The 701-nt window shown below is 49.9% G+C and carries 1 protein-coding gene; it reads right to left on the bottom strand.

What is annotated here, in order from left to right; translation table 11 throughout:
- On the bottom strand, positions 1-694 hold a 694-nt coding region (locus R7Q09_RS25745), incomplete at its 3' end, for an amino acid ABC transporter ATP-binding protein (RefSeq protein ID WP_318143891.1).
- Positions 695-701: the final 7 nt, after the last annotated feature.

Below are 701 nucleotides of genomic sequence, written 5' to 3' on the forward strand. Positions count from 1 at the left end.
CTTGTGGATTATCGAAGATATCCTGTGGAGAACCTTGTTCGACGATGTTGCCTTCCGCCATAAAGATCACCCGATCGGCGACTTCTTTAGCAAATTGCATCTCGTGTGTTACCACCAGCATGGTTTGATGCTGATTGGCTAACTTCTTCATTAATGAGAGAACTTCACCGACCCATTCCGGATCCAGCGCGGAAGTTGGCTCATCAAAAAGTAACAGTTCTGGCTGTAACGCCATAGCGCGACCGATGCCGACACGCTGCTGCTGGCCACCAGATAGAGCTGCCGGGTAGCTGTCACCTTTCTCGCCAAGGCCAATATCATCCAGAATCTGCTGTGCACGAGTCAGAGCTTCCTGTTTCTTCCAGCCACGCACGGTAATCAAACCTTCGGCAATATTCTGGCGAGCCGTCATGTGCGCAAAAAGGGCATAATTTTGGAAAACAAACCCAGTACGGCGACGCAGCGCCAAGACTTCGGCTTTCGTGTGCTTTTGTGTATCGACAGAGATGTCGTCGATAGTGATACGACCTTCGTCGGCCTGCTCAAGGAAGTTAACGGTGCGCAACAGGGTCGACTTACCCGTACCGCTAGAGCCGATAATCACGATGATCTCACCCTGTTTGATATCGAGATCAATGCCTTTCAGGACTTCAGTATCGCCAAAGCGCTTGTGGATATTTTCTAATTTGATCATCGTACGT

Source organism: Vibrio sp. 2130-1, from assembly GCF_033339515.1.